Annotated in this window: 21 protein-coding genes; 12 read left to right on the top strand and 9 right to left on the bottom strand. The window is 42.7% G+C overall.

Going from position 1 to position 24,601, the window contains the following annotated elements; all coding sequences use genetic code 11:
* Positions 1-58: 58 nt before the first annotated feature.
* On the bottom strand, positions 59-1,609 hold the full coding sequence (locus V7K97_RS05035; protein WP_334799586.1) for a metallophosphoesterase family protein: 1,551 nt from the start codon (positions 1,607-1,609) through the stop codon (positions 59-61).
* 96 nt (positions 1,610-1,705) lie between these two features.
* Entirely contained in the window at positions 1,706-2,677 is a 972-nt protein-coding gene (locus V7K97_RS05030; protein WP_334799585.1) for a YegS/Rv2252/BmrU family lipid kinase, read from the bottom strand.
* Positions 2,678-3,251: 574 nt separating this feature from the next.
* Between V7K97_RS05030 and V7K97_RS05025 the strand changes: the two genes are divergently transcribed.
* Positions 3,252-3,785 carry a sterol desaturase family protein gene (locus V7K97_RS05025; RefSeq protein WP_334799584.1) on the top strand — a complete coding sequence of 178 codons (534 nt, stop codon included), beginning with the start codon at positions 3,252-3,254 and terminating at the stop codon, positions 3,783-3,785.
* Positions 3,786-3,902: 117 nt separating this feature from the next.
* On the opposite strand, the gene crtR is transcribed toward V7K97_RS05025, so the two are convergent.
* Complete coding sequence (crtR, locus tag V7K97_RS05020; RefSeq protein ID WP_334799582.1) at positions 3,903-4,958, bottom strand: beta-carotene hydroxylase; 1,056 nt, start codon at positions 4,956-4,958, stop codon at positions 3,903-3,905.
* Positions 4,959-6,065: 1,107 nt separating this feature from the next.
* Between crtR and hemC the strand changes: the two genes are divergently transcribed.
* Positions 6,066-7,037, top strand: coding sequence for a hydroxymethylbilane synthase (gene hemC / locus V7K97_RS05015; RefSeq protein ID WP_334799580.1), 972 nt, complete (start codon positions 6,066-6,068; stop codon positions 7,035-7,037).
* A 126-nt stretch (positions 7,038-7,163) separates the two neighbouring features.
* Entirely contained in the window at positions 7,164-8,606 is a 1,443-nt protein-coding gene (glgA, locus tag V7K97_RS05010; protein WP_334799579.1) for a glycogen synthase GlgA, read from the top strand.
* A 146-nt stretch (positions 8,607-8,752) separates the two neighbouring features.
* Here the strand turns inward: glgA and V7K97_RS05005 are convergent, their stop codons facing one another.
* Complete coding sequence (locus V7K97_RS05005; protein ID WP_334799578.1) at positions 8,753-10,018, bottom strand: HEAT repeat domain-containing protein; 1,266 nt, start codon at positions 10,016-10,018, stop codon at positions 8,753-8,755.
* 155 nt (positions 10,019-10,173) lie between these two features.
* Here V7K97_RS05005 and V7K97_RS05000 point away from each other — a divergent pair, with 155 nt between their 5' ends.
* From V7K97_RS05000 to V7K97_RS04980, 5 genes are all read left to right on the top strand, one after another.
* Positions 10,174-10,959 (top strand): DUF1838 family protein, encoded by a 786-nt coding sequence (locus V7K97_RS05000; protein ID WP_334799577.1) that lies wholly within the window; start codon positions 10,174-10,176, stop codon positions 10,957-10,959.
* Between the two features lie 404 nt (positions 10,960-11,363).
* Entirely contained in the window at positions 11,364-11,603 is a 240-nt protein-coding gene (locus V7K97_RS04995; protein WP_334799576.1) for a hypothetical protein, read from the top strand.
* Positions 11,604-11,751: 148 nt separating this feature from the next.
* The gene (locus V7K97_RS04990; protein ID WP_334799575.1) at positions 11,752-12,660 is read left to right on the top strand and encodes a HEAT repeat domain-containing protein; all 909 of its coding nucleotides are present in this window, start codon (positions 11,752-11,754) and stop codon (positions 12,658-12,660) included.
* Between the two features lie 107 nt (positions 12,661-12,767).
* The gene (locus tag V7K97_RS04985) at positions 12,768-13,067 is read left to right on the top strand and encodes a type II toxin-antitoxin system HigB family toxin (protein WP_334799574.1); all 300 of its coding nucleotides are present in this window, start codon (positions 12,768-12,770) and stop codon (positions 13,065-13,067) included.
* On the top strand, positions 13,051-13,449 hold the full coding sequence (locus tag V7K97_RS04980) for a helix-turn-helix domain-containing protein (protein ID WP_334799573.1): 399 nt from the start codon (positions 13,051-13,053) through the stop codon (positions 13,447-13,449). Before V7K97_RS04985 ends, V7K97_RS04980 begins: the two co-directional genes overlap by 17 nt.
* A gap of 272 nt (positions 13,450-13,721) precedes the next feature.
* On the opposite strand, the gene V7K97_RS04975 is transcribed toward V7K97_RS04980, so the two are convergent.
* Positions 13,722-15,425, bottom strand: coding sequence for an iron uptake porin (locus tag V7K97_RS04975; protein WP_334799691.1), 1,704 nt, complete (start codon positions 15,423-15,425; stop codon positions 13,722-13,724).
* 384 nt (positions 15,426-15,809) lie between these two features.
* Here V7K97_RS04975 and V7K97_RS04970 point away from each other — a divergent pair, with 384 nt between their 5' ends.
* Complete coding sequence (locus tag V7K97_RS04970; RefSeq protein WP_334799572.1) at positions 15,810-18,104, top strand: hypothetical protein; 2,295 nt, start codon at positions 15,810-15,812, stop codon at positions 18,102-18,104.
* A gap of 150 nt (positions 18,105-18,254) precedes the next feature.
* Here V7K97_RS04970 and V7K97_RS04965 read toward each other — a convergent pair whose 3' ends face one another.
* A complete protein-coding gene (locus tag V7K97_RS04965; RefSeq protein WP_334799571.1) occupies positions 18,255-18,446 on the bottom strand; it encodes a hypothetical protein in 192 nt (63 codons plus the stop codon).
* A gap of 454 nt (positions 18,447-18,900) precedes the next feature.
* On the opposite strand from V7K97_RS04965, the gene thrC reads away from it, so the two are divergent.
* Positions 18,901-19,992: a threonine synthase gene (gene thrC / locus V7K97_RS04960; RefSeq protein WP_334799570.1), complete on the top strand. Its 1,092-nt coding sequence runs from the start codon at positions 18,901-18,903 to the stop codon at positions 19,990-19,992.
* Between the two features lie 257 nt (positions 19,993-20,249).
* On the opposite strand, the gene V7K97_RS04955 is transcribed toward thrC, so the two are convergent.
* Positions 20,250-20,711, bottom strand: a complete 462-nt coding sequence (locus V7K97_RS04955; RefSeq protein WP_334799569.1) for a hypothetical protein — start codon at positions 20,709-20,711, stop codon at positions 20,250-20,252.
* Positions 20,712-21,031: 320 nt separating this feature from the next.
* Between V7K97_RS04955 and V7K97_RS04950 the strand changes: the two genes are divergently transcribed.
* Positions 21,032-21,424, top strand: coding sequence for a hypothetical protein (locus tag V7K97_RS04950; RefSeq protein ID WP_334799568.1), 393 nt, complete (start codon positions 21,032-21,034; stop codon positions 21,422-21,424).
* A 238-nt stretch (positions 21,425-21,662) separates the two neighbouring features.
* Entirely contained in the window at positions 21,663-22,619 is a 957-nt protein-coding gene (locus tag V7K97_RS04945; RefSeq protein ID WP_334799567.1) for a tetratricopeptide repeat protein, read from the top strand.
* Positions 22,620-22,663: 44 nt separating this feature from the next.
* On the opposite strand, the gene V7K97_RS04940 is transcribed toward V7K97_RS04945, so the two are convergent.
* Both V7K97_RS04940 and V7K97_RS04935 read right to left on the bottom strand, forming a co-directional pair.
* Positions 22,664-23,278 carry a DUF411 domain-containing protein gene (locus tag V7K97_RS04940; RefSeq protein ID WP_334799566.1) on the bottom strand — a complete coding sequence of 205 codons (615 nt, stop codon included), beginning with the start codon at positions 23,276-23,278 and terminating at the stop codon, positions 22,664-22,666.
* A gap of 255 nt (positions 23,279-23,533) precedes the next feature.
* Positions 23,534-23,995, bottom strand: coding sequence for a pyridoxamine 5'-phosphate oxidase family protein (locus tag V7K97_RS04935; protein WP_334799565.1), 462 nt, complete (start codon positions 23,993-23,995; stop codon positions 23,534-23,536).
* Positions 23,996-24,601: the final 606 nt, after the last annotated feature.

Genomic DNA, 24,601 nt, shown 5'->3' with positions numbered 1-24,601 from the left:
TCGGACTAAAGTCCTGACTACGAACTTTTCAGCGCTCGTAACTAATGAGACATTATCACTAGATAATCAATGGCTCAAGTTCACGATTATGCCATTGGCGCTGATACCATTCGGCAACCAAAGGACGGACAATAAACTTAGGTTGTCCATCGCCTTTAACGTCAATGCGTAAACCTGAATAAGGTCGTCGCTTCTGAGAACCTTGACCGTTGCGACCAATGAAGAGATGCGATCGCGCCACTAATTTATTATCCTCCATTAAATCTGCTCCCTCAATCCGTTGGCGGCGCAAACTAAACCCGCTCCCACCACAAACAATCCAGTGAATACCAGAATCAGCGTGTCCTGTATCCATTGTTTCAAGGTGTTCTAAACAGTGCGCGTGACCGTTTAATACCAAATCCACCAAGGAACGCCCCTGAGTTAGGGAACCGATTTCTTTAGCTACCGCATCCAACACACCACGGAGGCGATCGCGAATAATTAGAGTTTGGGCTTGTTGCCACTTCGTCGCTTCAGTTACATAGGGAGGATGATGGAAATAAATCACCCTTCCCCGAACTTCAGAATTATTCCAAGATGCAATTAATCTTTGTTTGAGCCAGTCTAGTTGTTCGGTATCAGTCAGCGTTGTTTTATTAGTGGCTAGTTGCTTATCGATATCAACAATAAGTTCTTCAATTTGTGACAGCTTGGCGTGGAAGTCGTCTAATTGGTCGGCTTCGTTGGGATTTTCGGGACGAAGCTTTGATGAATTTTCAATGATTTGCAGCTTTTCTTGCTCGAAATCTTGACGACGTTTTTCTAAGAGTTTGCGATTAGCATCACCTTCTCTTGTTTTCGGTAGCGGTGGTGGATCGTTAAATGTATTAGAATCCAAGGCAAAGAAATCAATACCGCCATAGCGAAAAGTGTAATAGCGATTGGGAAGCCGGGTAAAGTGCCCAGGTTGATATGAAATACAACGACCTGTATCTGTCTTGGCTGTGTAGTACTGATCTAAATGATCGTTTAACTCTCCTGGAAGCGGAAACGCTTTCAGATAGTCGAGAAATGCCCGTGCGTAAGCTTCACCGGTTCCTGAGCCATGCAAGCCCACATCTAAGTCTAAGCGCGATCGCAACAGCCGACGAATGGGTAATGTTGTTAAGGATGCCAAGCTCAATAAAATCGGCAAGTTATAGTAATCGTGATTTCCCGGTACTGGTAAAATGGGGAGCTTAAAAACCATCTGGTCATAAGCAATCTGTTTCGGATGCTCTCCCCCCAAGATAAACTCTCGGTAAGGTTCGATGAAGTTCTGCTGGTAGTATTCACTCGACCCCACTAAATAGATCACATCCCCCGTATGCAGCATAAAACGGGATTCGTTGTGATGGGGCAGCATGAGTTCAGCTACCTGTCGCTGAGGATTGTGACCCCGATGCTTACCGGAGCCACTATCACCTACAACTAAAAATGAGAATTCAGAATTGTCTGTTTGACCATCCTCTAACACCAGCCGAGTTTGGTCGATGTTCCGTTCCACAATTAACGGATCTTGCCACCGTACTCGCTGATTCATTTTACGAATTTTGTTAGCGATCGCCGGATCAGATACAAGTTTCAATGCAACCTACTCCTGAATCTTTAATTGAAGGGGAGCAGGGGAGAAGTTGCAGTAAGTCTTTCCCCTCTTGTGCCCCATGCCCCATGCCCCATACCCTCATTCTCCTACTGTATCTTTCATCTCAATAGTCAGATTAGGGAGTCCCTCTAGTTTTTCTGTAGGCTCAACTTCTTCTACTAATGGCACAAAAATTCGCAACCCTGCTGGTACACACTTAATTTCTACTGGTGTTGTGCCCACGATTTCACCATCTAGAACAACCTTTTGTGGTGGCTCAGTGGTAATTTTAAATTGTTTGGCTCGCAGGAAACCAATATCATTCCGCTCTGCGGCGTTACCTGTAGAAGCGGTTTGAAATAGATGAAATGTCGCGGCGATCGCTCCTGCCTTGTTTGCTGGAGCTACAATCGTTAAATCTAGTAACCCATCATCATAAATCAAACCTGCTGGTCCCTGAGCTAAGACTGAAGTGGGAGGTGCAGCATTTGCTACTGTGACTGCACAGGCTTTAGTTTTAATGATCTTGTCTTCAGTTTCAATTTCAACATCAAAATTTTTTAAGCTTCTTAATTGCTGGATTCCTGCCAAGATGTAAGCCATCATCCCAAAGCGGTTTTTTGCTTCGCGGTCTGCCAATTCTACAGTTTCAGCCTCAAAGCCAATACCTGCCAAGAGTACCATTGGCCGATCGTTGCAATAGGCTACGTCTACAAGGCTGGTTCCTCCTTGCAAAATTGTCTCACATGCACCTGCGATCGTGTCAGGAATTCCTAAAGCTGTGGCAAAAGCGTTTGCTGTGCCACGAGAAATGATCCCAAATGGAATATCAGTACCCACTACCGCCGCCGCCGCCGCCGAAAGGGTACCATCTCCTCCCGAAGCAATGATTGCATCTACCCCTCGCTCTACCGCTTGATATGCCAGTTGGTCAGCGTCGATTTCTTCAGTTGTGAGATAAATATCTAGGTCAATATCTGGCTCTAATATTGCGCGGATTTCTGCCAGTTCTATATCTGGGTCGCCCTGACCCGCAACAGGATTGAAGATGAGACAGGCGGAACGATTCATAAGGAATTACAACTAAGCTTGGATGATTAATCGAAGATACCAAATTATCAGGGAAATGCCGAAAATCCCGGACAAAGGGGAGCAAGTTCAGGGCGATGTGCGATCGCAGCATCAACCCTAAAATTAAAGTTGACCAAAAATCTTTTCTAGGAACAGCGATAAGTTATTAAAAATTTTTATTAAAAATTAACATATATTAGCTTAACTACTTGATGTTGTAAAATAAGCAGTGGATTTTGTCGATTAACAAATAAAATCGTAATTTGACCATTTTTGGCAATGAAGACCAAAACAATTGGACATAATTAACATTTTCATTTCACCAAATTAATATTACGGATGGGTCTAATTGACGAACCACTCATTTTGGTATTATTGCTTTTTCCTCTTCCTGATCACTCTTGCCCGATACTTTCTAATCGCTGGGGGAGCATACTTGCTCTTTTATTTAGTTCTGGGAAAGTCCCTCGCCAACAGGAGTTTGCATTTAAAACCGTTGATGAGTTCTTCCATTAAAAAGGATATCGAATTATCGGTACTCTCAACAGTGGTTTTTGCTATTTGTGGAGCGTTTATGATCTCAGAGTATAGTTTGGGAGCAACGCTTTTATACACTGATATATACAAATACGGGCTATGGTATTTAGTAGTTAGCTTTATTGCGGTGCTAGTTCTTCAGGATACTTATTTTTATTTTATGCATCGGATGTTTCACCAGCCTCTGATTTTTAAATGGATGCATTATGGACACCACCGTTCAGGACAGCCAACGCCCTGGAGTTCCTCTGCGTTCGACTTCCCAGAGGCCATCGTCCAAGCACTTTTCTTTGTAGGTGTAAGCTTCATAGTTCCGTTGCATTTTATCACCTTAGTTGCTGCACTGATAACTATGACAGTGTGGGCAGTGTTTACCCATCTCGGATTTGAGGTACTTCCCTCCTCATCTAAGAGCTACTGGATTGGCAGGTGGCTTATCGGTTCTATGCATCATTCCATGCATCATAGCAAGTATAAAGTACACTACGGTTTGTATTTTACGTTCTGGGACAAACTGCTGGGTACTGAAGACCCTAATTATGAAAAGGAAACCCAGACAAGGGAGTATTAATTTTGGATGAGTCATTAGTCATTGGTTATTTACAAATGACTAATGACAAACTCATAAGTTAATATCGAACTTAAATGGGTAACAGCTTATTCACGAATTCATTATTCATCTTTATTTTTAGTTTTTTGATGATTCAACATTTTTAGTTTTTTGATGATTCAACCGAACTCCTACAAAAATATCGTAAATAAACTCTAATAAGTCCTTCTTTTGTAGTAATCCTGAAGTTTGATAGCAGCCTTTTTCATCTAATAAAGGCTTCATTACATAGTATGTAGACTGATATTTATACCAGGGAATAGAAGTCCATAAATGATGAATTAAATGGTAGTTCTGGCCTAAGATCAGGATATTAAGAACTGGGCTAGGGTATACACGAGCATTTTTCCAGCGGTCGCGTTCAACAAAAGGACGATGGGGCAAATAATCAAAAAACAAGCCTAGTATTAGTCCCACTATACCAGAAGGTACAACCCAAAAATTGAGAACGTACATTAAAAAATGATATTGAACTGATATATAAACAATTGCAATCACAATTGAGCGGCTGATGAACCATTCCAATAGTTCATATTTGCGCCAGAGTCGTCGTTGAAAGAAAAACACCTCGTGAGACAAAAATCGAAATGCAATCAGCCACAAAGGACCACCCGTAGAAACAAAATGATCTGGGTCATCTTTGGGATGGTTAACATGAGCATGATGCTGCAAATGTACTCGCGTAAACACTGGGAAAACAAACCCTAGCATCAGGGCGCTACCATGCCCTAGCATGGCATTAATTACTCGATTGCGGTGGGCAGATTGATGACAAGCATCATGAATTACCGTTCCAGCACAATGCAAAGCAATAGTATTAAAACTAAAGCACAGCCAATCTGGCCATTGCCAAAGCCAATAACCACAGTTAGATAAAACTAGCACTGTCACAGATGCAAAAAACAGTAGTAGCGTCGGATTGAAATCACCAGGAGGCACTAACAATTCCTTCGGTGGAACTTTCAGCAGCTTATGTGCTTCTGAAGTTACCGTTCTGACTTCTGTATTTACTACGTCTTTAAAGATGACTTCCAAGTTATTGCCATTTAGCTTTTTATAGTCATCAACGGCTGGGCCGATGATGATTAGGCTTTTGTCCGGGATGTCAAAAAAATTAGGATCTAAAGAGGTCATAATTTTCCTGGTTGTGATTCGTTGATAAAATGGTCTTGAAATCCCAAACTCAGCCAGCACAGAATAGATTTCTTGCCCCGATTAGAGAGATGGAACCCAGAAAATTTAGCCGATACTCTTCTCTGTTAAGATTAGTATGGCCTGTAGGATATAGGAAACAGGGAAAGTTTTGAATTTCTTGGTATACTATAAACATCAAAAAAAATATTTGATTTATCATTCATCATGCCCAGCGACAACGGCATACATATTTTGGTTTAATACCGATATTTATCGATTTGCCAAGGCAATGCTTTTGCCGATGTGCTGAAATTATGCTCTGTTATTGCTTTTGTGAAAAAAAATTTTTCGACATTATAAAGAATACAGTTATTTTAATGATAAATGCAAGAGTTTTGTCGTAATTTAACGTATAATGACAATGTTTTAGATGCAAGTATCATACTTCTAACAAAAATATAGTTTTTATTTGCTTAAAAAACTTCATCCCTTTTTCTGACTGATGTAGTAAGTATATATACTAGCGATCGCTTTCCCCCTTTCGATTCCGTGTGGTTGCAGTCTTTTTCTTTTAACCAAAACTCCATCGCGGGAGTGTCTTGGTAGCCAGAATATAGAAAACTTAGCGCGAACCATCACACTTATTTGTGGAGCATACCACTTCCGACTGTGATTCTGAGTTCAACGCTACCTAAAATATCAAATTTCCATACTTAAAAATAAGGATTTTACTATGCGTCAATTATTACTACTTTTAACCAGTATACTAAGCTGATGTGCAGCTAAATTGTATAACACGAAAACGTAAAATTATTGTAGTGCGGGCAACATGAGCGCATCGCATATACAAATTAAATACCCAACAGCTTAACCCTGAGTAAGTAGAGCGGCGTGAATAATTCAAGGTTTGTAGTCCCATTACCCCTTATCCCCAGAGAGGTCCCCAGCTTCCCTACTCCCTTCTATATATTTGAGATTCCTCAAACAAACTTTTGGTAAAGAATTGTAATCCTAAATCCCAAATCCCAAATCCCAAATTCTTATGAGTCCCTGACTACGGTAGTCTAGATGAGAGTGAATTTATCGCCTGCGATATTATATTGTTTTATGACATCAGTTGTTTCTAGTCCCCCACGCACTATTCGGATCGGCTCACGCAAAAGCCAACTTGCTCTGGTTCAGACCTATTGGGTACAAGAGCAACTAGAGAAAAGATTCCCTGATATAACTTTTGAAGTCCACACCATGTCTACCCAAGGCGATAAAATCTTGGATGTAGCATTAGCTAAGATTGGTGATAAAGGACTTTTTACTAAAGAACTTGAAGTCGGAATGCTCAATCAGGAGATTGACTTTGCCGTTCATTCCCTCAAGGATCTGCCGACTCATTTACCAGAAGGGTTAACACTGGCGGCAATTACGGAACGGGAAAACCCAGCCGATGCATTAGTGGTGCATGAAAAACACAAAGATAAACAAATCGATACATTGCCAGAAGGTGCGCTAATTGGTACATCTTCGCTGCGGCGGTTAGCACAGTTACGTCATCACTTCCCCCACTTTACATTTAAGGATGTCCGGGGAAACTTGATTACACGGTTGGCAAAACTGGATGCAGGCGAATATGATGCCCTAATTTTGGCAGCAGCAGGGTTAGAAAGATTGGGAATGAGCGATCGCATTCATCAAGTTATACCCAATGAAATCTCCCTCCACGCCGTTGGACAAGGTGCTTTAGGGATTGAATGTCGTGCTGATGATAGTGAATTGCTATCTCTACTCAAAGCGATCGAACATCCCCAAACACGCGATCGCTGTCTCGCCGAACGCTCTTTTCTGCGCTCTTTAGAGGGCGGCTGTCAAGTACCTATCGGTGTAAATACAGAAATATCTGGTGAGAATTTGACTCTAACAGGAATAGTCGCCAGTATAGATGGTCAAAAGTTCGTAAAAGATACCGTCACTGGTCAAGCTAACAATGCTGAAGCACTAGGCATAGAACTAGCAGAACTGTTGCGGCACCAGGGAGCGCAAGAAATTTTATCAGAAATTTTTGCGGTGATTCAGCGCGGTTCCTAAGCAATTGGGCAAGCCGATGTGATTAGATAAGAATTGATCGCCGTTGCACCAAAGACGCGACAAATCGCCTTGGTCGGGATCAAAGAGTTAATTTGACAATATAGACTCAGGGAAGCAAAAATTACCATGCGGATTCTATTTGTTGCAGCAGAGGCAGCACCCATTGCCAAAGTAGGAGGAATGGGTGATGTTGTCGGGGCATTACCCAAATTCTTGAGAGAAATGGGGCATGACGTGCGGATATTCTTGCCTTACTATGGCTTCCTGCCAGACAAAATGGAAATTCCCAAAGAACCCATCTGGCGAGGATCTGCCATGTTCCAGGAATTTGCTGTTTATGAAAGCATTCTGCCTGGTACTGATGTTCCCTTGTACTTATTTGGACATCCCGCCTTCCTACCCCGCCACATTTATTCTGGAGATGGTGAAGACTGGCGGTTCACCTTATTTTCTAATGGTGCAGCCGAGTTTGCCTGGAATTATTGGAAGCCAGAAATTATTCATTGTCATGATTGGCATACGGGGATGATTCCCGTATGGATGCACCAAGATCCTGATATCACCACGGTATTTACCATTCATAACCTGGCTTATCAAGGTCCGTGGCGTTGGTATTTAGAGAAAATTACTTGGTGTCCCTGGTATATGCAAGGACACAATGTAATGGCGGCGGCGGTGCAATTTGCCAATAAGGTAAATACAGTTTCGCCCACCTACGCCGAGCAAATCAAGACACCTACTTACGGTGAAACATTAGAAGGTTTGCTGTCCTTTATTAGCGGTAAGTTATCTGGGATTATCAACGGTATTGATACTGAGGTTTATAACCCAGAAAATGACAAATATATTGCTCAAACCTTTACTGCTGATAGTTTAGAGAAACGCAAAGCCAGCAAAATTGCTCTGCAACAAGAAGTAGGATTAGAAGTCAACTCCAAAGCCTTTTTAATCGGGATTGTGACACGATTAGTGGAACAAAAAGGCATTGATTTGATATTACAAATCCTCGATCGCTTCCTTTCTTATACAGATGCCCAGTTTGTGTTGTTAGGGACAGGCGATCGCTACTATGAAACTCAGATGTGGCAATTAGCATCCCGCTTTCCCGGACGCATGGCAACTTACCTACTGTATAACGATGCCCTGTCTCGCCGGATCTACGCTGGTACTGACGCTTTCTTAATGCCCAGTCGTTTTGAACCATGCGGTATTAGCCAAATGATGGCTTTGCGTTACGGTTCCGTGCCCATTGTCCGCCGTACAGGTGGATTAGTTGACACAGTAACCCATTATGACCCTGAAAATGTCGCAGGTACTGGTTATTGCTTTGACCGGTATGAACCGCTAGACCTTTTCACCTGTATGATCCGCGCTTGGGAAGGTTTCCGTTTCAAACCCCAATGGCAAGAACTACAAAAACGCGGCATGAGTCAAGATTTTAGTTGGTATCAATCTGCCAAGCAGTACGTGAAGTTATACAGGTCAATTTACGGTTTGCCAGAAGAAGAAGAGGAGACACCACAACCAGAGTTAGTTTTAAACGAGGCTGTCACGAGTAGCAAGTCCTGAAGTGCTAGGGGTGTAAAGAATAAAGAACCCCACCCCCAACCCCTCCCCGCTCTTCGGGAGGGGAGACAAAGCGCAGCTTTGGCGGGGTGGGGTTCTTCGGGTTTAGTAAGTATTCAAGCGGACATGATATAACTCCTAACTATTCATTAACTCGTCGCTTTTGCCCTAATTAACCAGTCACGATCGCGATCGCATATTTCCCCACCGGATGAGTCTCCTAAACGATCTAGCGCCCATAAACAAGCATATTTTAAATCCCAAATCGGCGTATTTAGGCAAATTTTGAGTTCAGGAATTGCTCGTGAATCACCCAATTCACCAAGGGCGATCGCACACGCCGCACGAGATTTTTGAAACTGGGGTTCGCGGTTGTGCAGATTTTCTACCAACAAATCATAAGCGGGAGCATATTTCAGCCAGCCGAAAAGTTTCATCACATGATAATGAGCGCCATAATCGTTATATGCCTTATCTCCATAAGTTGCTAAAAGTGCTGCTGGTGCTTCTTCTGGATAGATATCAAGTAAGGTTTTTGTTGCTAAATAGCAGCGTCCAAAATCGGTTTCGTAGAGTTCATTAATGAGAAAATCTAGTACTGGGGTAGCGTCATACTCATGTACTAGATCAAGTTCGTTGGGATGATCGTAGAGTACTTGCTCTAAGTAAGGTTGAATTTCTGTAAAGGTAATTTCACCACTGGGGACACCTGCATCCAAAAGCATCCGCAATCCTCGCAACCGAAATACCAGAGATACAGGACAACGGGCGATTTCTGGAATGGCTTTGTAGTAGTGTGAATCAATCAAGTCTTGAATGCAACCGCGCCGTGCATTGACGCTGGAACTTTGCAGCAGCGCCATCACCTCAGTAATTTGAGAATAGTCACCTGTGAACCGGCAAACTGTAGCGATCGCTGCACTACGGGTAGGTTCATCCTCAACTTGAGTAAATTTATTTACACGCTCTAAGGACGGCTGATAGTCAGCGTTAGCTAGGGTGTGAATAATTACTCGATAGATTTGGCCTGGTTTATCGAGCAGTTGCGCCACCTCTTCGAGAATTTCTGGATCTTTAGTCCCGATTTCTCCGATCGCCCACACGGTATTTTCAACAGTATAAATATCATCATCTTTAAGGCACTGCCGAATTATAGGTAAAGCTGATTCGGCCTGCAATCGCCCCAGACTTTCTATAGCCTTGCGTCGAACAATGCGGTGGTCTAACTCATCAGGGTTACTGGTTTCAATCGCCCGCACTAAAGCCGCGATCGATTGCTCTGTTGGGAAGTTAATTAGATGGGAAACAGCAATATACTTATCAGAAGCGTCTTCGAGTTGTTCTAATGGTGTATCGATAATTGCGATCGCTTGTTCTTCTGTTAGCCCAAACATTTTAAAAAAACGTTTATCCATTGATCTGTAAATTGCTCTTGGATAATTGCTCAAAGGTCACGTTTACTATCGTACTAGGGACTGGGTACTGGGGATTTGGAAATAGCGGTAAATTCTATTTGGGGATTGAACTACCAAAAGCGTCTACGCAGGAACAAATATGAGTGATTACTTAGATGACTACGAATTTAATAACCTCGATTTTTACAGAAAAAATCATGGTTTACAGCTTTATTACAACTGGGTCTGGGGAAATTTGGTGGCAAGAAACACCAGACTTGCCAAAGGAAAAATTGTTTTCTATTATTGGGATGAATGCTACCAAAGTATTTCTCAAGCCCGATCCTGAGTACGGGGAAGTTGGGTATCGCATCAATCGAGAGTTGGGTTTATTTTGTGACCCGAACACGCAAGAAATTCTCCACTTTTGGAAGTCACCAACAGCAAGTCAACCAGTACCAGTAGTACACATTGCTAACCGCATTGTCCAAGGCTCAGTCCAACCAAAGAAATTTGTCATACCCAAAGGTAGTGGATATATTACCTCTGTTATGGAAATTCCTTTAGAATACCCGCATCCCTTAGCAGGAGATAGCAAATATTCAGACTATTGTCCTGGAGAAAAGTTTAAGGGAGTTGAGTACTTTATATCAAATACTTGCCGACCGGATGCAACTGAAGTCCCTCCTGCTAAATGGGCGAGGGACTGTCCTTGGTTGCCCTGGATGAAGTTAGGATATGCTCATCCAGCTAAATTAAGATTTGAAACCACAATATTTAGAGTAGATTCTTTTGAGCAACTTCATCCTAGCTTGGTCAAGCTGGCGAGAGAAAAAGTACCAATTTATGAATTCACGCCAACAGAAAGCGATGAGCCGAATGTGACGAGCATTCAATACTTTAAGAAAAACTTTGAGTCCTACTTACGAGGGGATATTTTCCCACTTGAGGAAACCTCTTGAACTGTTTTTGCACCGTGCTAAATCATGCTGTGCGATGTCTACGACGGTCACTGAGCGCAGCCGTACCACTTCGTGGAAGCAAGCTACGCGAAGCGTCTCGTAGAGAAGTGCGGGCTACGCCTAAGCACTTTCAATCAAAAAAAACTAAAAGACTTATCAAAAGTTAGCTCGAAGGCTGTAATAGAGTTCGAGCCAACTTTTGAAGATTTCCGCCAAAAAGCTTTACCAGTGGTAACGCAATCTGAGAAGATCACAATATATGTATTTGTCAGCTATTTAGTTAGTTGCCTCTTGCCAATTGTTCAGTTATATGTAACAGCTAAGTGCGAGTAACTAAATACAAACGATACTCGAACCCTAATCACACATCATTCATATAAACACACATTTAGGAAACAAAAGTTATGGATCAAACCTCAGAACTCACAACAACCAATAACATCACCGCTCAAGATGTAGCAGAAGTCATTGCCGAACTTGAGCAATATCGGGAACGTCTAGTCCAAGAAACTACAGAAACAGCAAAACGGGCTAAGTTGATGAAAGTAAGCGTTATGGCAAAACTGGAGCCTGAGCTTGCCAAGATTGATTCTGCTCTCCAGGAACTCCGCGAGCAACAGGCTGCCCTGAGTGTCAGCAACTAGTAGTCTGTCAAGTTTTAATTGATGGGTAAGCGAGTTCGTAATAAGGACTGAAGTCCTTATTTTCCAAGCACTAAAGTACTTACTACAAACCCTCAAAACTAACCTGACAAAGTACTTCATTCAACTTGATAATTTAGCTAGAAGTTATATGCTCAACTCCGAAACTCAATCCGGGACGGATTCGTTAAATCTGTCCCATGATGAAACCGATGCTTTATTTCAAGTGGTGAGTAAGCAATTAGGCTTAAACAGCTTTAATCCCAATGACCAAGAGCTACTCAAGCGGATGATTGAGAGTATGGGAGACTCACGGGGCATGGTTAGGTTGAGTTTTGCGGAGGCATTGGGTAAAATCGGCAAACCAGCAACCCCTTTGTTGATGGAAGCTGTGGCAAATCATCCAAACCCAGTTGTGCGAAGAGCTAGCGCCAAAACCCTGACACTCATCGCTGACCCGATCGCAGTTCCCACCTTGGTCAACGCCCTGTTAAATGATGAAGATACAGTGGTCAAAGGGTCGTCGGTGGGAGCGCTTGCCAAAATAGGTGAGGCAGCTGTGCCAGCATTGCTGAAAATCTTAGCGTCAACCGAGTATCCAGAAAGTGCCAAAGGTCATGCTGTATGGGCGTTAGGATTTATTGGGGCAGAAGCGAAGGAGCATTTATATCGAGAAATTAACTCAGACTCGGCTGAAGTTCGGGCGGCGGTGGTGGGTGCGATCGCTAAAATTGCTCAAGAAGGCACTGAACAAGGAGCATTTAATATTTTAGTTAACGCCCTCACCGATCCATCTGAAATTGTGCGGTGTGAAGCAGCAGCAGCCTTGGGCAGCCTCACCTATCAACCAGCGATTCCTCACCTGGTTGAGTTACTGCATCATACCGATTGGGAAACTCGAAAAGCGGCAGCTCTGGCATTGATGAAGATTGGCGATCGCACTGCCTTAGAACCTCTACAAGCCGCATTAACCGAAGAAGAGGAAGCGGCGGTTCAGGCGGTGATCAAGTTGGCGATTTCTCAAATTGAGAGACAGTTAGAGGAAGATGCTTGGGAATAGGGCGATGGACATTTGCAACTTGACATTTTACTCTCTTTTTGAGAGTATTTAATTAGCAACGCCGTTTTTTGTTGATTAATGAGTATGGACAAAAAGCGTAGAGACAAATGCATCTGATTGCGATTCGTAACCTCCGCATTGATGCTGCCCACTACCCCGATGTCATAAAGCAAATTGATGACTGGTCCGCAACCGTCAAGAAAGTGGAATGGCAGAACTTGGAGGACGTTCGTCAGATTTATCGGGATGCTGAAGCGGTTGGAAATTTTACAGTCTTTAACATCAAAGGTAATGACTATCGCCTGATTGTCGGTATTGACTACGAAAACCAAACGGTTTACTACAAATATTTTCTAACTCATGCCCAATACGACAAAGGTAAATGGAAAAATGACCCTTACTTTTGACCAAGCTGCTTATAGTAGTCTGCTAGCTGAAGTTGCTCCCAAGGTGATTGAGACGGAAGAGGAGTACGATCGCGTCCTAGCTGTGGCAGAGCGTCTAACATTTTGCAAGAACCGGAGTCCAGAAGAGCAAGCTCTGCATAAGCTGATAGTAACGTTGATTGAAGCGTATGAGGCACAGAACTATCCAATGGATGAATCTGCACCGCATGAAATTCTCCAACACATTATGGAAGTCAGTGACACCCGTCAAGCTGACTTGGTGGGCATCATCGGTTCAAGCGGCGTGGTGTCTGAGGTTGTCAACGGTAAGCGATCGATTAGTAAGGCACAAGCTAAGGCACTTGGAGATTACTTTCAGGTGACACCCAGTTTGTTCATCTAATTCAGGACTAGCCCTTTCAAGGTGGGTAAAAATTTTGGTCAAAAAATTCCTCTTTAATCTCTTTACTCTGTGTTCTCTGCGCCTAATAAGGTTAAATAAATTACTTTTTAACCGCAGAGGCAATAGAGTTGCCAGTGCGCCCTTGCGGTTAAGAGACTTGTTCGCGTAGCGTCTCCCCCTGGGAGAAGCAACTGGCGCAACACAGAGAGAAAAAACAGATTTTAGGAGTCACCTTGAAAGGGCTAGTCTTAAATATTTACGTGAAAGCAGAATTAAAAAGTAAAAGTACTCCGCAGAATGCCGATGGTAACTGAGTCACTATCTGGTGTCTGTCCCGGCTGCAATATATGAATTATTCCTGGTGTGATGCTGATGTTATCTGTTAGCCGAAAACGATAAAATGCCTCAATTTGAGTAGTACTACCTGGTTGTCCACCTGCACGTCCTAAACCCGTATTGATAAAATCAGGGACATTATTCCCTACAGGTAGGTTGCTACTGGTGATTTTAGGAGGTTGACCGACATAAATTCCCCCTAAATTTCCTTTAGCAAATAAATCAGGGAAATTCATAAACAGCATATAATTCGTTGTCTCTACATTTCCCGGTTGCCCAGGAATATAAGATTTAGTATAACCACCCCATACACCTGCGCTAATCCGGGGAGAAATTTGCCAAGTTACTGTCGCACCTACGGCGTTGGTTTGTAGTGGTGCTGATTTTCCCGTAGTGGTATTAACTGTAGTTAAGCATTCATCGCCAACAAAGGTTAGTAAACAACCATTTGAAGAATAATTGTTAACGTAATACAAACTTAAATCTAGAGTATTGGTTGGTGTCAGCAGCAATTGTACAGCGGTAGTGGTGGTTCCATCAAATAAACCGCTACCTTTACTGGGATTTCCTGGTTGATAACTAGTATAAATTGCCTGCAAACTAGCACGATTAGCAAATTGCCAATCAATAGCTATACCGCCGTGACCATATCCCATATTTAAAATTGGGTTTCTTTGGGCAAAATAAGACAACGGACCTGTTGCAGCACTTTCTACCCGATTCGGGCCTCGGAAAGCAGTTGTCATACTTACGCCTTCTGTTCCCACCATTACTGCTAATTTATCTGTCACCAGCCAATGAAAATTCAGGTCACTTACATTCAAGCTATCTGTAGGAAATTCGTAGCCAAGTAAAACATCATTCCGAGAAACACTATTGGTAAATCTAGGCGAAGTTTTGCCTCTACCGTCTACAAGACCTGTAAACAAGTAACTACGGGGAGTGATTTGACTAGTTAAATATAGTTGTGCTAGGGAGATAACATTAGTGTTTGTCCCTGCATCATTTGTATCTTTTTGCCCATCTCTAGGATTAACATCACCACGATTGCTAGTCCGTCCTTGAATGCCAACTATCAATAGTCCACTGAGTTTGGTTGTTGTTGAAAATCGGTTGGCTTCGATTTCGGCAGTTCTCGCTTCTAAATTATCGACACGACCCCGTAAAGTTGCTAATTCAGGGGCAAATTCTGACTGCAATTTTTGCAATTTTGCTAAATCTTCGCGGGTGACTAAATCACTTGTGGCTGTAGTGATTAATTCGTTGACTCTATCTAAACAAGCATTCACACCGGCGGCAAATTCATATCGAGTTAAGGCGCGATTACCGCGATAGTTGCTATCTGGATAACCGGCTATACAACCATAGCGTTCTACCAAAGATTGTAATGCTTGGAATGCCCAATCGTTGGGTTGTACGTCCTTAAGTTGAGATACCGATGTAACTTGCGCCATCGGATCTTCTGGGGAGAGGGGGGGAGATGAAGATGAGGGGGATGAGGGAATAATATTATCGCTCTTAACTCCTGACTCCTGTCTCCTGACTCCTGACTCCTGAGTAGTTATGGTGTTTGTGTACTCTTGTGCTATTGCTTTTTGTACAACTCCGTTTACTCCCGCAATGAGTAACCATGAAAGCATCCAGGTTTGGTGATGGCTGCGGCTAATAAGTCTACCTTTCAACTTTTTACACTCGGCTCACATACTTAAGTGAAGAGTGTATTCGCGATCATCCAGCATTTACATGGGGAAATTTACCGATTTTGGCCAAAATTAGACTTAACTCACATCTTGCACCTAGCCCTAGCGATTAGAAATCACGGCTATACAAACTCTCGTCCGCCTACGCGGACTAACGCAAATCAAGGCTTTTCAACCTGCGGAGGCAGGTAAAGTCTCGTGTAGCCGCGACTTCTAGTCGCCTGGTGCAAGATATAAGTTAATGCTTCTGGGCAACTTCTGAAAGGGCGAGTATAACAGGGTATTAGGTAGTGGGTACTGAAATTAAATAAACCTCATGCAGGTATGATGAAACGCGTCGTTAAAAAACCCCAAAAAAGGCTAAAACGGGGAAGTTGGTTGTCGTCAATGCTAGCGATGTCTACGACTGGCTGCGCCTACGCAATTCTCTTAAGTAGTGCTAGTCTAATTATTGGTTTTGCCTGGATTAGCGTTCTCTTCATCTTCAATCCAGATCAGGTAAGCTGGCTAAATAAAATTTTACCTGCATGGGCACAAATCCCCCTTGGCAAGCATGAACGCCCCCAAACTCTCAAACAAATTCAACTTGATTTGACTAAAAAAAACCAAATTGTCGGAGAAACTCTGCCTTTATATCAGGATGCGAAAAACTCATTTTTACTGCCAGTTTTTCAACAGCGTCCTAATTGTCAAGAACTTGTGGAACTCAGGGTTTACCAGCGTTCAGAAGAGTTAGAGTTTAAATCTCAGTCAGAAAATTACTACTATTTAGCGACTCAATTATCTGTAACTGGTCCAGATGAATCCTCTGTGATTTCTCTCGTTCTTGATGGCACATCAGAACTCCAGGAAAACAGTATTTCCCTACCTTTAACTGAAGTGCAACGCTTTGAAGGTGGGACACCATCATCAGGAGTTTGGTTTAATTTACGGGGTCAACGTCAAGAAGGAACTGGTGCGTTCGCTTACGGTGACATCATATACTACAATCCAGAACGCACAAATTTACTACAAATGTTGTCTTGGGCTAGTCCTAATGGACAATTACCCAAATGGCAGCAGGTAACTGGTGATAGTACCAAAGAGTTAGTTATTGATCAAACAGTTGGTTTAGAACCGCACTTACAGGTTTATCAAGTCAAGCCTTTGAAGTTATTCCTCAAACCAATTCAATTGGAGGCGATTGCCCTCAAATCACCAGCCCTCAAGGATTATGCATACCAAAATGCCCTATCAATTGCCCGTAGCGGACTATGGACACCAGCCTTTGAATGGCTGAAATTCATCAAGAAACAGCGCAAAGGAGTTTTACCAGAGGCGGCGCAAGGGCAAATGGATTTGATTCGCTTGCATTCCCAATTCACTAAAACCCAAGCCCAGAAAACTTGGGCAAGTCCTAGTCAAGAAGCACTGGCAGATTTAATTGATGGTCGCTGGAGTAAGGCTTTACAGGTATTTGAAGCGTCGCCACGTAATGCCCAAGAAATTGCTACCCTACTCAAGGCTGATAAAAACCGTTTGTGGAATCGCACTGCGGCGGCTTTGCGGGTGAACCCAAATAGACTAGATGTGCAAGCTTGGTTCGCTTTGATTTTAGCAGTTCAAAGGGGAGAAGGACACGCTACTTCCTGGTTAAAGGCGCAACCAAAAATCACAAAAGAGAATCTTGCCTATATTCAAGATTTGTTAGCAAGACTCAATGGTGAGAATACAAAGTCGCAAATATCTAGTCAAATTGTTGGTACAGTGCAACCAATCACTCAAGTTACCAAAACCGAGTGGCTGCAACCAAATTCTACCGCAGATTTGAAACTCACAGATAACCAAGTTTGGTATCAGGTGGAGGTGAGTGCATTTAATGACGGGAAACGTTGGTTAAATTCCCCCTTTGAGAATTTCAACCCACCCGAAACTGATGCAGCCAAATTTTTCTGGAAAACTTTGGGAATCACTTCTGACCCAGAAATTCAGATTGTGGTCTGGTTGTCAAATGGAGAACAACAAATTACTATAGCCGCTATCAAAGCAGTGCAAGTTCGGGGTAAAGTTTTGCGCCTATTAGTTGCTAGCCCAAAAATTCCAGAGAATCAAAACGATGTTCTCCAACCCAAACCTTTAGCCTTGACAAATGCAGCACTGGAATGGGTACAACCATCTCCTATTACTCTACGAGAACTGTATCAACAAAATCCTCAACGGGTGAAGGTAATACTATCGAGCGTGTGGCAATCTTTACAGCAATCTGGTGAACTTGCATCTGGTGGTATTCCTAGCTTTGAGCAGATGCAGGAAAAATTGGGTGATTGGCCTGTTCAAGTGATTGATTTAACAAATAACGGTCAACCAGAAATAATACTGACTATCTCACTAGCAGCAATAGCATCCTTGAATCAGTCTACACCTGGAATTCAGGGGGAAAACACAGAGCAACACCCTGACCGGACTATAATTTTGTCTGATAGAAATCAAGTCATTTACAGTGATTTTACAGGAAATGACCGACAAAGATTGTCTGCGATCGCCAAGCTTTCAGGCGTGCAATCCTTAGCTTTATTAGTAGAAAATGCTCATAACTACAGTTTGAGGCGCTGGTCAGAGAAAAATCAGCGCTTTGAGTAGCACGCCCTTTACTCAAATTTAGATTTAGAGAGGGCAAAAGCGTAGGCGTAGCCCGCACTTCTCTACGAGACGCTTCGCGTAGCTTGCTTCCACGAAGTGGTACGGCTGCGCTCAGTGACCGTCGTAGACATCGCTATCTACAAAACTGACTTATTCTTTTTGGCTGGTTTCGGCTAAACGTTGGTGCTTCAGGTTTTCCAACTGCTGCAACAGAGAGTCTACCTCTGCTTGCAAGTGCATCAATTTAGCTTGCTGATCGTCTTGATAATAAGACTTGGTTAACTTACTGACCCAGTTAGTCTGGGACTCGCGATCGGAAACACTAGATAAACAAGTAGGCATCGCTAATTAAATCCATAATTTAACTCACACCATTAGAAATATTATAATAATGCTTTTTTAAGCTTTATTAAATTATTGTGTATTTTCAATCAATTACTCTAATGGATTTCAGCTTCAATCATAAGAGACGGTGATCATAATGTCTGTGTTCCAAAGAAAACATCGCTCCAGGTGTGCATATCCGTTCACTCAAGAAAGCTAGACGCAGCATCCCTAAGCTAATTTGTTGAACCGAAGTCACGGTGGCGGTTATGATAAACTGACGTTCTAAATAAAATAAAAAATCGCAAGTGAAACGCCTGCACCACAAAAAATAATATTCTTAATGGAATAAAGGGACTCTTAACTGGGAACTGGCAACGAAAAATTCACTTTCTTCCTCTTCCCCATTTTGCGCTTCCTGATCCCACCCTCTCTAAATATCCAATCCTTACATTCAAAAATTTTAAATCCCGTGACTTTGAGCCTGTCTGTTGCTACATCTCATCGCCAACCCTGGCCTGGACTGATAGAAGCCTATCGCCAATACTTGCCTGTCAGCGAAACAACGCCGGTTGTCACTCTGTTGGAGGGTAACACACCTCTAATACCAGTGCCAGCGATCGCAGAACGCATTGGCAGACAAGTACGTGTTTTTGTAAAATATGACGGTCTGAATCCCACCGGCAGCTTCAAAGACCGGGGGATGACTATGGCAATTTCCAAGGCCAAGGAAGCAGGGGCAAAAGCAGTAATTTGTGCCAGCACGGGCAATACTTCCGCCGCCGCCGCCGCTTATGCCAGACGTGGCGGTATGGATGCCTTCGTACTGATTCCCGACGGCTATGTAGCGCTGGGCAAGTTAGCTCAAGCGTTGCTATATGGGGCAGAAGTATTGGCAATTAAAGGTAATTTTGACCAAGCCCTAGAAATTGTCCGCGAGATGGCCAAAAGCTATCCGATTACTTTGGTGAATTCAGTCAATCCCTACCGTTTAGAAGGGCAGAAAACAGCAGCCTTTGAAATTGTCGATGTGCTGGGTGATGCGCCAGACTGGGTGTGTATCCCCGTAGGCAATGCGGGGAATATCACAGCATATTGGATGGGATTTTGTCAATATCATCAAGCCAGAAAGTGCGATCGCTTACCCCGAATGATGGGATTTCAAGCCGCAGGTGCAGCCCCCTTAGTACATGGTCAGCCAGTACCGCATCCCGAAACCCTCGCCACAGCAATTCGCATTGGCAACCCTGCTAGTTGGGAATTAGCGATCGCAGCCCAAACCGCCAGTCAGGGAAATTTCCACGCCGTTACCGATGCCGAAATTCTCGATGCTTATCGACTTTTGGCAGCATCAGAAGGCATCTTCTGCGAACCTGCTAGCGCCGCTTCTGTAGCTGGGTTGTTGCAGGTGAAAGACCAAATTCCCACAGGAGCGACCGTGGTTTGCGTCCTCACAGGCAATGGTCTCAAAGACCCAGATACAGCCATTAAACACAATCACAGTCAATTTCAACAGGGTATTGCAGCAGAATTGGGCGCAGTCGCCAAGGCGATGGGATTTTAGGGCATGGGGCATGGGGCATTGAAAAGAGGCAGAGGGGCGGGGTGCGGGGGGCAGAGGGGAAAACTCTTCTCCCTGCTCCCTGCTCCCTGCTCCCTCATATCATGTCCGTATAAATAGTTATGATTCCCACAGTCATTGCACCCCACCCCCAACCCCTAAGAGCAAGCGAGGAGGGGAGACAAAGCGTAGCTTTGGCGAGGTGGGGTTCTTTGGGTCTAATAAGTAATCAAGCGGACATGATATCACTCCCCCACTCCCTACTCCCCCTTCTCCTTTGCCTCTGCTCGCTCGCGTGTCAAGCTATCAATAGCATCACCCAAGGCGGTAGTAAGATTATTGCGGGTTTGGGCGTGGTTGTCTTGCTCAGTTTTCAAAGCTTGCAAAAGGCGATCGCGTTCTTTAATCATGGCGATGAGTTTAGCTTGCAAGTCCTCCATAGATTTTAGTTGTTCTATTTCTTGTTGGATCGCTGCGACTGGTGTAGCAGCCAGTATCCCTGTCTCAATACCTTGGAGTTTGTGCAAATCTGCCTTGAGGGATGCGATCGCCTGTTGGGAGAGTTGGGCATCTGTGCGCCGTTGTTCTGCCTCTGTATTATAAAGCTTACGCCACTTTTGGGCACTTTCCCAAGCCGCATCGCGATCGCGTTGAAGTTCTGCCATCTGCTCTTTGATTGTCTGAATTTCTGTCAACCACTGCTGGGTTAAATCTTGATTCATAAATTAATAGTCATCAGTCAAGAGTCAATAGTTATTATTCTGCTATCCCAGATTGCTTTATGTCTCTATCTAGCTCCAGCAAGTTTGACAAACTCGACCAAATTTAAATATGCGTTATCCACAACCCTTGTAGAGACGTAGCAGTGCTAAGTCTCTACAAAGATTTTGGTATTACGTAAAATCGTTTTGCATTTAGCTCACCCTTTTGGATGAGTCATAGATCAACCGATCAGGTGACCTGACTGAAGGAAGCTGAGATTAATAATAAAGAGGACTCTATTAATAAAGGACACGGATTGCATTTTACCTAAGAAAAACCTATGAAATTTGTCACCTTAATAAATTCTGCACTCATTTTTGCTTCTATTACCCTTATACCTGGAATCGCTGGCGCTCAAACTGCTACTACCAACAGTAGCGAAACAATCGCTATTAACTCTAACAATTTGCCCAGTAACTCAACTTCTGCCAGTTACTTACAGCCTTTCAATCTAGTTACTTTTGCCTATCAGGGAGGTCTGAAAAAACACGGTATTCCTAGCGGAGACACGCTAATATTAGAGACTCAGAAAAAAAATATTATTGCGAAAGATTTGGTTAAGGCTGCTGTGAATGCAGATAAATTACCATCACAACTTTTAAACGACCAAAATTATCTAAGTGCTGTTAATTTACAACTTAACGCATTGCCCGATTATGCTGCTGCTGATTGATTTGGTTTTCATTATATCTTTTTAGAAATCTAAGTTTGTAATTCTACTATATTCCTGCGCTTATTACCAAAGATAAATAAAAGCTTGTTATACACAGCGATCCCTGTGTATCAAATAAAGTTTGATATTCAAGAACAATTTATAGATTTTGAGATAAGTTGCACTTCTGGTGTGCTAAAAGCTCAGAAAATTGTATAATCGACAGCTTATTGAGCAAAAATTTCGTTTTCTATAGAGAATGACAGAAGTAATTAGATCGGGGAGCGGAAATAACATTGAGTCCATTGAGTTTGAAGAGCAGTCCTTAGAAGAAGCTAGAGAAATAGGCGATTCTCCAGAGGAGAGCCTTTGCCAACTTAACGAGGAAGTCATTTCTTTAGGAAATTTGGGCAATACTTACGAGTCACTAGGCGAGTACGACCTGGCAATTGAATTTTATCAGCAGTGGTTGGATATAGCTAGAGAAATAGGCGATCGCAACGGGGAAGCCAAATCTTTGTCGGGGTTGGGTAACGCTTACCAATCACTAGGCAAATACCAGCGAGCGATTGAATTTTATCAGCAGTGGTTGAGTATCACCAGAAAAATAGGCGATCGCACTGGAGAAGGCATCAGCTTGGCAAGTTTGGGGAATACTTATGAATATCTGGGTAAGTATGAGCAAGCGATTGAATTTTATCAGCAGTGGTTGAGTATAACCAAGAAAATAGGCGATTGGACTGGGGAATGTATTTGCTTGGGAAGTTTGGGCAATACTTATGAATCATTAGGGCATTACCAACTGGCAATTGAGTTTTACCAGCAATGGTTAGATTTAGCAAGATTCATCAGCGATGCCTACGGCGAAGCTATGTCCTTGAGTGCCTTGGGCAGTGCTTATAAGGCTTTGGGACAGTACCAAAAGGCCTTTGAGTTCCATCACCATTCATTACAGATTAGAAAGGATCTCGATGACCGAAATGGGGAAGCAAACGCCTGGTTTAATTTGGGTTTGGTGTTAGAAAAAATCAATCGAAAATCAGAAGCGATGGATGCCTTTTGCAATGCTCGCAAAATTTATCACGCAATGGGACTTGATGCAAGTCTGCAAGATTGTAACCATGCCATTGAGGTTCTTTCTCAAAATGTTGCAAACGTAGCATCTGGCTTCTGGTTTGGAAGATGGTTAAGTCATTTAGGGATTTCCAACAAATAGATATCTGGTGAAAAAGAATGTAGAGACGTAGCAGTGCTACGTCTCTACAAGGGTTCTGGGTAACGGATATTTAAATTCTGGAGATGTCTATTAAATACTGCAACTGAGTTGTTGCGATCAAAGGAAAATACAGAAAACGGGTCTTTTCGATTCCCTATCTCCATCCCAGGAGTACCTACAGGCATTTGGGGAACAGATAAACCAACAACATTTGGCTTTTCTTGAAGTAGACGTTTGATGTCATCTGCTGGGACGTGTCCTTCAATGACATATCCATTCACAATTGCTGTGTGGCAAGATGACAAGTTATCTGGTACTTTGTACTTTTGTTTAACTGTTTCGATATCAGGCGTAGAGAAGTCTGTAATTTTAAAACCCTGTGCCTTTAAGTGATCAATCCACCCACCACAACAGTTACAATCGGGACTGTGATATACAGTGGCATTTAGCGTTGTTGATTTTAATCGGATCTGTTGATCCTGGATGCCTCTATTGGAACTTACTAGTTGAGCATGAGCATAACTCATAGAAGCAGTACTTCCCCAGATGCCCAAAACCCCTGCTGTTAGAGAAATTATTACCACTACTCGCACAGCAGCAGGTATCAAGATGGGAAGTAACAATTTTTGCCAGCAATAAATAAATTGTTTGTGCGACATCTAAGACTTCCTAAATACAACATTGCAGAAATTTGTAACTAATTCTCTTCAAAAGGACTCTGCGTACCTTTGCGCTAAAAAAGGCTACAATATAAATACTGTAGCCTTTTTTAGTAAAAATAGAGGAAGCGATCGCGCAATGGCTACATTTTTTTTTGCCTGAGTGCCAATTTTTTTGTCCAAAAATTACACAGCTCAAAATAATTCGTAATTCCTAATTAAATTCTTAACTACGAATTACGAATTACAAATTAGTTAAACGTATGATGGTGTCAACAAACTAATTGTTTGTGGTTTAAAACTCGATGCACTATCCCAATAATTCACCTGGTTAATATTCACCTTCAGCAAAGCAATGTCGGGTTCGTCCAGTCCTTTAGGAAACCAGGTTTGAAGTTCCGGCTTCCATAGCTCTCGCAACTTGTTCCGGTCTTCCACGAGTTGTGCTGTACCTGAGATAGAAACGTATCGCTGCTGTTGGGATGACGAGAAACTAACATTGACCTGCTCATGGTGTTCAATCTCAGTCACCTTATGGGAGGCCGCATAAGTAAAAAACCAGAGTGTGGCATCAGAGGTAATCTCGCCACTCTTGGACATCGGGTAACTATGCAAGTTGCCGTCATCATCGACTGTGGTAAACATACCATAATCAATATCTTTGATTAGTTCACGCAGCTTGGTAATCTGCTGATTGCTGTCTGTAGAAGTTGCCATTGTTTCTATTTTTTATCTATTTCCTTTTTCTAGGCTGTAAATTTTTAATTACAACCAGGTTTAAGGCTGGTAAACTTATTTCTCAGTATTCACCTTTTTAGTTGCAATTGCGTGAGCCTAGAGGTGTAATTCTCTGAAAATTATCTCATTTAGTTATATCTATAGAGATATTACTTCAGAGCCACTGCTGGATCTCTGCATGAATTGTAGGCATGGCATTTGCGATTCAGATTCAGTGATGCGATCGCCGATGTTTTTTTGAATACAAATATAAAATCAAACAGATTTTGTAACTGTGAAATTTTATTTATACTACATCCAGCAGCGATCGTTCTCATAAGTAGGTACATATAAGTGAGTGAGTATGAGCCTGGTTTGAATAGCATAGATATCACAAACAGATTGGCTATTGACATACTCCCCGGCGTGAACGCACGGGGATTCTAATTCATGGTTCACAGAAATCTGCTTGCTATATCAAGTTTCCCATCAATAGTATTGGCGGTCTTCTCCCCATGCTTTCCATCTTTCGATATAAAGCCGTCCTGGAAGGACGAGGCTTTTACCCAAATTTTCGGTAAAATTATATAGGATTACTATTTGATT

This window comes from Nostoc sp. (genome assembly GCF_036917815.1).
Classification (GTDB): Bacteria; Cyanobacteriota; Cyanobacteriia; order Cyanobacteriales; family Nostocaceae; genus Nostoc.
Note: the sequence above shows the minus strand (reverse complement) of the source record. Positions and strands in the feature narration are given on the sequence as shown.

Excerpts from the sequence above, each read along its gene's own strand:
- V7K97_RS05030 (WP_334799585.1), bottom strand. The coding sequence starts at position 2,677 with ATGAATCGTTCCGCCTGTCTCATCTTCAATCCTGTTGCGGGTCAGGGC.
- V7K97_RS04970 (WP_334799572.1), top strand. The coding sequence starts at position 15,810 with ATGATGAAACGCGTCGTTAAAAAACCCCAAAAAAGGCTAAAACGGGGA.
- V7K97_RS04995 (WP_334799576.1), top strand. The coding sequence starts at position 11,364 with ATGGATCAAACCTCAGAACTCACAACAACCAATAACATCACCGCTCAA.
- V7K97_RS04985 (WP_334799574.1), top strand. The coding sequence starts at position 12,768 with ATGCATCTGATTGCGATTCGTAACCTCCGCATTGATGCTGCCCACTAC.
- V7K97_RS05025 (WP_334799584.1), top strand. The coding sequence starts at position 3,252 with ATGATCTCAGAGTATAGTTTGGGAGCAACGCTTTTATACACTGATATA.
- hemC (WP_334799580.1), top strand. The coding sequence starts at position 6,066 with ATGACATCAGTTGTTTCTAGTCCCCCACGCACTATTCGGATCGGCTCA.
- V7K97_RS04940 (WP_334799566.1), bottom strand. The coding sequence starts at position 23,278 with ATGTCGCACAAACAATTTATTTATTGCTGGCAAAAATTGTTACTTCCC.
- V7K97_RS04990 (WP_334799575.1), top strand. The coding sequence starts at position 11,752 with ATGCTCAACTCCGAAACTCAATCCGGGACGGATTCGTTAAATCTGTCC.
- V7K97_RS05000 (WP_334799577.1), top strand. The coding sequence starts at position 10,174 with ATGACTACGAATTTAATAACCTCGATTTTTACAGAAAAAATCATGGTT.
- V7K97_RS04980 (WP_334799573.1), top strand. The coding sequence starts at position 13,051 with ATGACCCTTACTTTTGACCAAGCTGCTTATAGTAGTCTGCTAGCTGAA.
- V7K97_RS04935 (WP_334799565.1), bottom strand. The coding sequence starts at position 23,995 with ATGGCAACTTCTACAGACAGCAATCAGCAGATTACCAAGCTGCGTGAA.
- V7K97_RS04945 (WP_334799567.1), top strand. The coding sequence starts at position 21,663 with ATGACAGAAGTAATTAGATCGGGGAGCGGAAATAACATTGAGTCCATT.
- V7K97_RS04975 (WP_334799691.1), bottom strand. The coding sequence starts at position 15,425 with ATGCTTTCATGGTTACTCATTGCGGGAGTAAACGGAGTTGTACAAAAA.
- V7K97_RS05005 (WP_334799578.1), bottom strand. The coding sequence starts at position 10,018 with ATGGATAAACGTTTTTTTAAAATGTTTGGGCTAACAGAAGAACAAGCG.
- V7K97_RS04955 (WP_334799569.1), bottom strand. The coding sequence starts at position 20,711 with ATGAATCAAGATTTAACCCAGCAGTGGTTGACAGAAATTCAGACAATC.
- V7K97_RS04965 (WP_334799571.1), bottom strand. The coding sequence starts at position 18,446 with ATGCCTACTTGTTTATCTAGTGTTTCCGATCGCGAGTCCCAGACTAAC.
- crtR (WP_334799582.1), bottom strand. The coding sequence starts at position 4,958 with ATGACCTCTTTAGATCCTAATTTTTTTGACATCCCGGACAAAAGCCTA.
- V7K97_RS04950 (WP_334799568.1), top strand. The coding sequence starts at position 21,032 with ATGAAATTTGTCACCTTAATAAATTCTGCACTCATTTTTGCTTCTATT.
- glgA (WP_334799579.1), top strand. The coding sequence starts at position 7,164 with ATGCGGATTCTATTTGTTGCAGCAGAGGCAGCACCCATTGCCAAAGTA.